The sequence below is a fragment of the Pseudomonas laurentiana genome, from assembly GCF_014648275.1.
In the GTDB taxonomy this organism is placed as follows: Bacteria; Pseudomonadota; Gammaproteobacteria; order Pseudomonadales; family Pseudomonadaceae; genus Aquipseudomonas; species Aquipseudomonas laurentiana.
In genome coordinates this window covers 1-8,685 of sequence record NZ_BMQU01000046.1, presented here as the reverse complement: position 1 = coordinate 8,685, position 8,685 = coordinate 1, and the positions used below count along the sequence as shown (strand labels likewise).

10 protein-coding genes are annotated in these 8,685 nt (G+C 59.2%); all 10 read left to right on the top strand.

Annotation, left to right across the window (positions count from 1 at the left end; all coding sequences use genetic code 11):
* Positions 1–155: 155 nt before the first annotated feature.
* On the top strand, positions 156–863 hold the full coding sequence (locus IE038_RS23485) for a phage minor tail protein L (protein ID WP_163933422.1): 708 nt from the start codon (positions 156–158) through the stop codon (positions 861–863).
* Positions 863–1,582, top strand: a complete 720-nt coding sequence (locus tag IE038_RS23480; RefSeq protein ID WP_163933419.1) for a Mov34/MPN/PAD-1 family protein — start codon at positions 863–865, stop codon at positions 1,580–1,582. Before IE038_RS23485 ends, IE038_RS23480 begins: the two co-directional genes overlap by 1 nt.
* Positions 1,579–2,133 (top strand): tail assembly protein, encoded by a 555-nt coding sequence (locus tag IE038_RS23475; RefSeq protein ID WP_163933417.1) that lies wholly within the window; start codon positions 1,579–1,581, stop codon positions 2,131–2,133. The genes IE038_RS23480 and IE038_RS23475 overlap by 4 nt, the downstream gene beginning before the upstream one ends.
* Positions 2,133–5,354 (top strand): TipJ family phage tail tip protein, encoded by a 3,222-nt coding sequence (locus IE038_RS23470; protein WP_163933415.1) that lies wholly within the window; start codon positions 2,133–2,135, stop codon positions 5,352–5,354. The genes IE038_RS23475 and IE038_RS23470 overlap by 1 nt, the downstream gene beginning before the upstream one ends.
* Positions 5,355–5,370: 16 nt before the next feature.
* The gene (locus IE038_RS23465) at positions 5,371–6,360 is read left to right on the top strand and encodes a hypothetical protein (protein WP_189396389.1); all 990 of its coding nucleotides are present in this window, start codon (positions 5,371–5,373) and stop codon (positions 6,358–6,360) included.
* Positions 6,360–6,692: a hypothetical protein gene (locus tag IE038_RS23460; RefSeq protein WP_163933411.1), complete on the top strand. Its 333-nt coding sequence runs from the start codon at positions 6,360–6,362 to the stop codon at positions 6,690–6,692. The genes IE038_RS23465 and IE038_RS23460 overlap by 1 nt, the downstream gene beginning before the upstream one ends.
* Positions 6,693–6,785: 93 nt before the next feature.
* Positions 6,786–7,280 carry a glycoside hydrolase family 24 protein gene (locus IE038_RS23455; protein ID WP_163933409.1) on the top strand — a complete coding sequence of 165 codons (495 nt, stop codon included), beginning with the start codon at positions 6,786–6,788 and terminating at the stop codon, positions 7,278–7,280.
* Positions 7,277–7,597, top strand: a complete 321-nt coding sequence (locus IE038_RS23450) for a ubiquitination-like system serine protease family protein (protein ID WP_189396388.1) — start codon at positions 7,277–7,279, stop codon at positions 7,595–7,597. Before IE038_RS23455 ends, IE038_RS23450 begins: the two co-directional genes overlap by 4 nt.
* A complete protein-coding gene (locus IE038_RS23445; RefSeq protein ID WP_163933406.1) occupies positions 7,582–8,106 on the top strand; it encodes a DUF2514 family protein in 525 nt (174 codons plus the stop codon). The genes IE038_RS23450 and IE038_RS23445 overlap by 16 nt, the downstream gene beginning before the upstream one ends.
* 13 nt (positions 8,107–8,119) lie before the next feature.
* Positions 8,120–8,323 carry a hypothetical protein gene (locus IE038_RS23440; protein WP_163933403.1) on the top strand — a complete coding sequence of 68 codons (204 nt, stop codon included), beginning with the start codon at positions 8,120–8,122 and terminating at the stop codon, positions 8,321–8,323.
* Positions 8,324–8,685 lie beyond the last annotated feature (362 nt).

Genomic DNA, 8,685 nt, shown 5'->3' with positions numbered 1-8,685 from the left:
AACTTCCTTAACGCCAGACTTGGCGTATCTGCCTTCCAGTGCACGATTCCGAGCGAAGGCGTGCTGCGCGTTATCTGCGCCGAGCCGCCAGGATCAAGCTATGACACTGTAGGTCGCTTCACGTTGACCGCCACCTTCACCGAGGACCTGAACCCATGACCCCTGCAATCATTGCCACGGATATGCAGCGGCTTGAGCAGGACGCCATTGTCGTCATGTTCGAGATGGACGCCACGCAGTATGGCGGCGAGGTCATGCGGTTCGCACCGTCATTGGTGGACGGGCAGCCGATCATGTTCGGCGGCCAGCAGTACCTGCCATTCCCGATCACGGCTGAAGGCTTTGAGTGGAACGGGAAGGGCACGCTTCCCCGGCCAACGCTGACCGCTGCGGCAATGGACGTGGCGTTCTTGTCGCTGGTGATTTCGGCGCAGGACCTGGTCGGCGCTCCAGTGCGCCGCCTGCGCACCTACCGCAAGCACCTGGATGACGGCACCGATCCTGATCCTGAGGCGCTGTTCCCGGTCGACTACTACGTCATCGAGCGCAAGACCAGTCAGAACCGCAGGCAGATCCAGTTCGAGCTGTCGGTACAGATGGACCAAGAGGGCCGAATGATCCCGGCTCGCCAGGTGTTGCGCGACTCCTGCACCCACCGCTACCGCTGGTGGGATGGTACGCAGTACCGGTACGAAGGGGTGACCTGCCCGTATGCCGGGAGCGGCGAATGGGCCGAGAGTGGATCTGTCGCCGCTGGCGGTGGTGATCGCTGCGGCAAGCGCCTGTCCGACTGCAAACTGCGCTTCGGTCAATACGGTGAGCTGCCGTTTTACGGCTTCCCTGGTGTCGGGAGATACAAGTGATGTTTGAGCAGCATCGCGAGCAACTGCAGCGTGAGGCTATTGCTGCCTATCCGGAAGAGGCCGTGTGGCTCATCACTCCGGGCGAGTGTCGGCGGGTGAAGAACATCGCCGATGAGCCGACCAAGACGTTTCGCGTCTCCAAGCAATCGATGGCGGCTGCCATGGCGCGTGGCCTGCTGGCTGTCGTGCATAGCCACCCGGATTACCCGGCCTGCCCGAGTGCCGCCGACATGCGCGGCCAGCAGGCAGCCGGAGTGCCGTGGGGCATCGTGGCCACTGACGGCGAGCGCGCAACCGATCCAGTCTGGTTCGGTGATTCGGTCGAACGCTTGCCGCTGATCGGTCGTGGTTTCCGGCATGGGGTCACCGACTGTTATGCGCTGATCCGCGACTACTACCGCCTGGAGCTGGATATCGACCTGGTCGAGTTCCCGCGTGACTGGGAATGGTGGCTCAACGGCGGCGACCTGTATCAGGACGGCATTGCGCCGGCCGGGTTCCGGCGTATCGAGCAGGCCGAGGCTCAGCCGGGGGATATGTGGATCGCACAGGTGCGGTCACCGGTGCCGAACCACGGCGGAATCCTGCTCGAGCACGGCCTGGCCCTGCATCACCCCAGCGCCCACGAACCGGTTGACCCGGCGCAGCTCTCTCGGCGCGAGCCGATTGGCCGCTGGCTGCCCCATATCACGATCTGGCTCAGGCACAACTCACGATGAAGACCATCCACTTGCATGGCGCACTGGGCTCCCAATTCGGGGGCCCTTTTTGTTTGGAGGTGCGCGACCCGGCCGAGGCCGTTCACGCGCTCTCGGTCCAGATCGCTGGCTTCCGGCAGGCCATCGAGAAAGGTCACTGGCACGTTATTCGTGGGCCGCTGGATGGCGGCGAAGTGCTGAGTGAGGAAGGCCTGTCGGTTTCCCTCGGCAACGCCGCCGAGGTGCACATCCTGCCCGCCGCCGAAGGTGCTGGCGGGGTATGGAATGCCGTCGTCGGCGTGACCATGGTCGCGCTTGGCGTTGCCACCGGTAACTACAAGATGGTGAAGAAGGGCTTTAACAAGACCTCTGACGGCATCACGGGGTTTTTCTCGCAGTCGATCAAGAGCGGCAGCTATGCAGGACGTGAGTCTGCCGATGAGCGCCCATCGTTCCTGTTCGACGGCCCGACCAACACCAGCACCCAAGGGCTTCCGGTCCCGATCCCCTACGGGCGAATCAAGACAGGATCGGTCGTCATCAGTACTGGACTGACCAGCGAGGAGGTCTAATGACTGAGCAGATCTATGGCGCCAAGGGCGGCGGGAAGGGTGGTGGTGGCGGATCATCGAGAACCCCGGTGGAGGCAGCCAACACCCTGCGCTCTGCGTCGACCGCGCGGATTATCGACCTGCTCGGCGAGGGGCCAATTATTGGTCTGGCCGATGGGTTGAAGTCGATCTTTCTGGATGACACCCCGCTGCAGAACGCGGATGGCAGCTACAACTTCCAGGGCGTCACGGTCAACGAGCGAACCGGTGAGGCGAATCAGTCGCGTATCCCCGGCTTCCCGAGCATCGAAACCGAGGTTGATGTCTCCACCCAGATAAAGTTCGGTGTTCCGCTGGTCAGGACGGTATCCAACCTTGCAGCAGATGCGGTTCGGATCAAGGTTCGGATTCCTGCGTTAACGTCTCAAGACCCAAGCAGCGGCGATATCTATGGTTCCAGTGTTGATGTGGCTGTTGATGTTCAGCCGAGTAGCGGCGGGTGGACACAGCAAGCCGTCATCAGTATTTCTGGCAAGACTACATCGCCATATGAGCGCCAGACCCGTGTCGGCCTGACTGGGCAGGGGCCATGGAATATTCGGGTGCGCCGCCTCACCGCTGATAGTCCCGGCGTAAACGTGCAGAACGAAAGCCACTGGGCGGGATATACCGAGATCATTGATGCGCGGCTGACTTACCCTGACAGCGCGTTGATCGGCCTTGAGGTGGATGCCCGGCAGTTCGGCTCAGATATCCCCTCGCGTTCATATGACGTGAAGGGCCGCATCATCCGGGTGCCGAGCAACTACGACCCGGAAACGCGTAAGTACACCGGACTCTGGGACGGTTCGTTCAAGCTGGCCTGGACCGATAACCCAGCCTGGATCTATCTCGACCTCGCGACGCACCCGCGTTACGGCGCCGGCCTGCAGAACGTGGACAAGTGGTCGCTGTACCAGATCGCCCAGTACTGCGATGAGCTGGTGCCGGATGGTTACACGGGCATGGAGCCGCGCTTCACCGTCAACACTGTACTGGCAGACCAGGCTGAAGCCATCAACGCGTTAAACCAGCTGGCCAGCGCCTTTCGTGGGATGACCTACTGGGGCAGCAATACCGCCGTGGCCGTGGCGGACATGCCGAGTGACCCGGTCAAGCTGGTTTCGCCGGCCAACGTGATCAATGGCGAGTTCGAATACAGCGGTACCGGCCTGCGCGCTCGGCACTCAGTTGTTCTGGTGACCTGGAACGATCCTGAAGACGGCTACAAAAAGCAGGTCGAGATCGTCGAGGATGCCGACGCGATCCGGCTGTTCGGCTGGCGGCAGATTGACGTTACCGCTTTTGGCTGCACTTCTCGCGGCCAGGCGCACCGGATGGGGCGCTGGCTGCTGTACAGCGAGCGCGCTGAAACCGAGACGGTTGAATACACGGCTGGTACAGACCACGCCGATCTTCGTCCGGGCGACATCATCGCGGTCTCTGATCCGTCTATTGCCGGGGCTCGCCTTGGTGGCCGTGTGCGTGTGCCTGGGGTGTTGAGTCTGACTCTGGACAAGGTGCCGGAAGAAGTTGCGGGCAGCGACTGGTATTTGGATGTGATGTTGCCGAACGGTGTCATTGAGCGCCGTAAGGTTTCCGCATTTGCCGGGGATACGGTTAGCCTGGACACCCCGCTAAGTGCCGTGCCGATCACTGCCGCCATGTGGGTGCTGTCGAGCCTATCGGTCGAGCCACGGCGGTTTCGCGTGGTCGGCGTCTCGGAGAGTGAAGGCGCACGCTACAAGGTCATGGCGGCCGAACACGACCCAGACAAGTACGCACGCGTTGAGCTGGGCCTGAGCCTTCCAGAGCGCGACACGTCACTGGTCCCGACGGGCGCGCTACCGTCACCTCCTAGCATCAGCACGGAGGAATACCTTTACCGTGCTGGGGTTTCGGTGCTTTCGGGAGCATACGTCTCGGTGACCGCCCCGGGCGACCCGCGTATCAGTCTGTATGAGTTTCAGGCATGGAGGCCAGGTGGGAGCGACTATACGGCGCTGGCGATCCAGCCAGGTGTCACCGCGGATCTGCAAAATACAATACCTGGCGAGTACAAGATTCGTGTGCGTTCGCTTAGTGTTACCGGCCTGCGTTCATCATGGCGCAGCCTGACTGTCGCGCTCCAGGGGTTATTGCGTCCGCCGGCGGATATCACTGATCTGCGCTTGACGGTAAATGCCGGGCAGATATCGCTATGGTGGCCGCCGGTGCCCGATCTGGACCTCAGTCACTATGAGATTCGTTATAGCCCGGCGCTGTCTGGTGTTACCTGGGCCAGCGCGCAGACCGTTCTGGATCGGGTCGCTGCTGGCGTCAACAGCGCAATGCTGCCTTCACGGCGGGGCACCTACTTGGTGCGGGCATTTGATACCAGCGGTATCTCCAGCCTGAACGCAATTTCCAGTGCCTCGGAGATTGCTGATCTCGATAGCTACAACGCCGTCGAGGTTGTCGAAGAGGGGCCAATCTGGGCGGGCGAGCGCGTTAATGTCAGCACCTCGGGTGACCAGTTGCAGCTCGACAGCCGCGACCCAATTGCGTCATGGGCCAGGCTATCGGACGTTATTAGCATGGCCTACGGTACGACTGGCTTGGCTGAAGAGGGCTGGTATTACGCCAATGAGATCGTCGACCTCGGTCATGTGTACACGTCCAGGCTTACCAGTGAAGTGCTGGCGTTCGGCTTCGACATTCTTGGGACTATGGCGTCTTGGGTTTCCCTGGCGGAAATCGACCGCCTAGCTAATGCCGACCCGGGCCAGTGGGGGCTGACCCTTGAGGTGTCGCAAAGCAGTACGCCACAGCCAGCGCCGCCGAGCGACTGGACGCCGTGGGCTCCACTGACCATTGGCGAGCATACCGCCCGGGCATTCCGCTTCCGCCTGCACCTGCGCAGCGCAGCACCAGCGGTCACGCCCAGCGTGAGCCAGATGCGCATCACCATCGATATGCCAGACCGGGTAGCCGGTGGGCAGGATCTGCTGTGCCCGATTGGCGGCCTGCGCGTCACCTTCGATCCCGCGTTCATGGTACGGCCATCGCTGGCGGTGGATGCACAGGGGCTTGATGTGGGGGATCGCAAGAGCATCACCGGCATTGATGACAGGGGGTTCGATGTCCAGTTCTTCGACAGCGCCGGCAACAGCGTAGCGCGCACTTTCGACTATCTCGCCAAGGGCTATGGCCGGCGCGTGTAATCAATCAGGAGACACCATGAGTCAATTCGATTTCGGCGCTATTGATCCGAATTCAAAGTCTGGCCCACAGCTGGCGCTGGACTTGAACAAATTCCGCGATGCGCTGAATAGTGGGCATCGCGGGAGTGCGCGCCCGGCCTATGCTCAAGCCGGCATGCAGTGGGTTCGCGAAACCTCAAGTACGCAATGGGATCTCTGTCTATTTGATGGGGATACTGATTTTGTTATCCGCAGTGTGAACCCCACAACCAATACGCTTTTACAAATTCCATCTTCTCAGATCAGCGGCATAGGCACCTCGGCAGCGGCAACGCTTACGATAAGTAATACAGATGAGATAGCTGGGCGCGTAATAAAGGTTGGTGACGGCGGTCTTCGTGGTACTGGGGTAACACGAAACTCAGCAGCACTTCTTGATGTAGTACGGGGATCTGAGTTCTTTTTTAATGATCAGCTCACTGGCGCAAACAACCCATTTAGCGGTTATGGTTCTGGTATCCACGTGAGTTATCCGGCTGCCGGGCTTTTTTGGGATATATTTGCTGGAGTACAGGGCACTTCAACGCGAGCGTTTTTGCGTACAAGCAGGTCTGCTAGTGTAATAAACTCGCCTGTTGAGCTTTACCATACAGGTAACATCTCGGCGTTCATGCAAACCCTAATGCCTGCCGCTGATGCAGCCGCAGCAAAGGTAACGCTTGGCGTTGTTGACGGGATTGGTGTAAACCAAACAATTCAAGATGTAACAGCTACTAGGGCTCTTGCCACTACGCACACCAATAGTACTGGTAGGCCTATTCTTGTGTGGGTTTCTGCGACACAGACGAGCAGTGCAGCACCCGGAGCATTCAATGCCACAGTCTCTGGATCGTTGTTGCGAGGAACTTCTACTTACGGATCAGGTCAAGGCTTCTCTATTTCATTTGTTGTGCCGAACGGTGCTACATATTCTGTAGCTTTCTCAGGCACATCCTATGACACTCTTAATTGGAAGGAATATCGCTAATGAAGTACTATCGCGATCCCGCAAGCGGAGAAGTTTTTGCATATGAGTCCGATGGATCTCAAGATGATCTTATATCTGAACACCTGATTGCTCTTTCAGAGGAAGAGGTGAACGCGCATTTAAATCCAGCGGCAGCACCTCTTAACCGAGAGCAAATCAATGCTCTACGTAAATCTGCCTATACTGACCCTATGACCGGAAGTGATCCGCTGTACATCGAGTACCAGCGCGAGATTGCTGTAGGTAGCTCTGAAACAGCAATCAAGCTGGCTCGACAGGCGTGGCTTGATCGGGCTGATGAGATCGCAGCTCAGTATCCGTGGCCAGAGTAACAGCCGTCCGCTAATAGCCAGCCGCGAAAGCGGTTTTTTTGCGCCTATGAATCGCCCCGCCTTGAGCGGGTATTTTTTTGCCTGGAGATAACCTTGGCCAAGATTTCTGACTCACTGGCGGGCAGCAAGAACGCGCTCGCCTTCCTCGACATGCTGGCCTGGTCTGAGGGTACCTCGATCAGCAAGTACACCCGCAACGATGGCTATGACGTAATTGTCGGCGGCCTCAACAGCCCGAACACGTTTGCCAGCTATGCCGACCATCCTGGCGTTCTGGTGACCGTGAATACGAAAGGGCTGAAGTCGACCGCTGCAGGGCGGTATCAGCTGCTTAAACGTTACTGGCCGCACTACCGTGACCTGCTCAAGCTGCCTGACTTCGGGCCGGTCAGTCAGGATCGAGTTACCTTACGGCAGATCCTCGAGCGCGGTGCGCTGGCGGACGTACATGCCGGCCGTATCGAGTCCGCGATTTCAAAGTGCAGGAATATCTGGGCCAGCTTGCCCGGTGCAGGCTACGGGCAGCATGAGCGCAAGCTGGACGACCTGATCGCCCACTACATTGCCGCTGGCGGGAGGCTGGAATGAGCGAGATCAAGACTATCTCTAAGTGCCTTGGCCAGGCTGCGGACGGATCGATCTGGTTTTTCTGTAATGGCTGCGACATGCCGCACAGCCTGCAGGTCGGAGCCGGTACCGGGCCGCGCTGGGGATACAACGGTAACCCGGTGTCGCCGACCTTCACGCCGTCAGTGCTATCCCGCTACCAGATGCGCGACAAGGAATTGGTCTGCCATTCCTTCGTGACTAACGGGCGCATCCAGTACCTGGGCGACTGCACGCATCACCTTGTCGGACAAACGGTGGATTTGCCGAATTGGGAGGAGTCATGGGCGCGTTGGTGAGCTCTATCAGCTGGCGCGCTATTGCCGCTGCAGCATGCCTGGCGTTGGTGTTGGCGTCTTGCTGGGGTACCTACCAGCATGGCCGCTCGACCATGGATGCCGAGTGGCAGGTACGTTGGTCGGATCGGGATGCTGGCGACAAGCAGGCCTGGGCAATTGCCGAAGCCGCCGAACGTGAAAAAGAACAGGCCCGTCAACAAGCAATCAACAAGGTGATCCAAGATGGACAGACGCTTATCGACCAAGCGAACGCTGATGCTGCCGCTGCTCGCTCTACTGCTGCCAGCCTGCGGGACGAAGCAGATCGACTCGCCAGTAGTGTCGCAAGTAAAGCCAGCAGCCACTCCTGCACTACCGCCGCAAGCCAGGCAGCAACCCGCGCCGTCATGGTGCTTGCCGACGTGTTCAAACGTGCTGACCAAAGAGCGGGAGACTTGGCGGAATATGCTGATCAAAGCCGGAGCAGGGGAGTGACGTGTGAGCAGGCCTATACTGCTCTGATCGAATGATCGGGGCGCAGTCATGGACGACCTGGAAGAGAAGATGAAAGCCTGTGAGCCGTTATGGCTGCAGGCAATGGATGCAGTGCGCCGATACAACGAAGCCAAAGGCGTTCTCCCTCGGGAAGAGGTTGAGCGCCTTCGCCTGGAAGCCGAGTCGCTGATGCAGGCCGTGATTGAGTATCAGCAGCGGGTACTGGGCGGCTTGGTAAGTACGTTGCACTGAGGTGGTGTGTACGGTTGGAAGGATGCCGAACTGGTAGCCGCCGAAGTCTCGGTCTGCGCTATCCATTGAATCGAAAGAATAGTTTCGTTTTTTATTCGGTGAGATAGCCTCCGTACCAAAACGAAAGTTTGCTTTCGTTTAGTGGCTCACGGCCCGGAGGCTGAGTGGGCCTGATCAATCTCGGGTGATGCTCGGTAAGAGGGGGGTGGTGTTCGTTCGGAAGGACGCCGGAGAGGGGCGGAAACCCGTGGGGACTTTTTCGGGGATCCGTTACATCAGGTAAAGCACAGTGCGGCACCGTTTGCAGCGAGCAGCCACACAAGAGCTTGTTTTTAAAGGGTTTCCATGACCAATGCACGCAT

Excerpts from the sequence above, each read along its gene's own strand:
- IE038_RS23485 (WP_163933422.1), top strand. The coding sequence starts at position 156 with ATGACCCCTGCAATCATTGCCACGGATATGCAGCGGCTTGAGCAGGAC.
- IE038_RS23475 (WP_163933417.1), top strand. The coding sequence starts at position 1,579 with ATGAAGACCATCCACTTGCATGGCGCACTGGGCTCCCAATTCGGGGGC.
- IE038_RS23440 (WP_163933403.1), top strand. The coding sequence starts at position 8,120 with ATGGACGACCTGGAAGAGAAGATGAAAGCCTGTGAGCCGTTATGGCTG.
- IE038_RS23480 (WP_163933419.1), top strand. The coding sequence starts at position 863 with ATGTTTGAGCAGCATCGCGAGCAACTGCAGCGTGAGGCTATTGCTGCC.
- IE038_RS23465 (WP_189396389.1), top strand. The coding sequence starts at position 5,371 with ATGAGTCAATTCGATTTCGGCGCTATTGATCCGAATTCAAAGTCTGGC.
- IE038_RS23470 (WP_163933415.1), top strand. The coding sequence starts at position 2,133 with ATGACTGAGCAGATCTATGGCGCCAAGGGCGGCGGGAAGGGTGGTGGT.
- IE038_RS23460 (WP_163933411.1), top strand. The coding sequence starts at position 6,360 with ATGAAGTACTATCGCGATCCCGCAAGCGGAGAAGTTTTTGCATATGAG.
- IE038_RS23450 (WP_189396388.1), top strand. The coding sequence starts at position 7,277 with ATGAGCGAGATCAAGACTATCTCTAAGTGCCTTGGCCAGGCTGCGGAC.
- IE038_RS23445 (WP_163933406.1), top strand. The coding sequence starts at position 7,582 with ATGGGCGCGTTGGTGAGCTCTATCAGCTGGCGCGCTATTGCCGCTGCA.